Source organism: Gilvimarinus sp. 1_MG-2023 (genome assembly GCF_030548285.1).
In genome coordinates this window covers 1-256 of the sequence record NZ_JAUOSC010001287.1, presented here as the reverse complement: position 1 = coordinate 256, position 256 = coordinate 1, and the positions used below count along the sequence as shown (strand labels likewise).

At 55.1% G+C, this 256-nt stretch carries 1 pseudogene; it reads right to left on the bottom strand.

The window, feature by feature from the left end:
* A pseudogene (locus Q4563_RS21005) lies at positions 1-256 on the bottom strand (hypothetical protein); the annotation flags it as partial.

Genomic DNA, 256 nt, shown 5'->3' with positions numbered 1-256 from the left:
GTTGTACACCTTGGGTTTGTGACCGGCATAGATGCCTACGGGGACACCGGTCAGAATACAAATCGTGGTGGCGGTGACGACCAGCACAAAGGTCTCGATCATCTCGGCCCAATAACCAAGGTTGATAATCAGCAGCATCGAGGCGACAACAAACAGCACCAGCCGGATGCTGCGGTGCAGAAACCAGGCCATGGCTGCTGTCGCAATAATCGGTACAGCCGGGTGAAACCATTGGAACAGAGTCACCAGCGAGGTG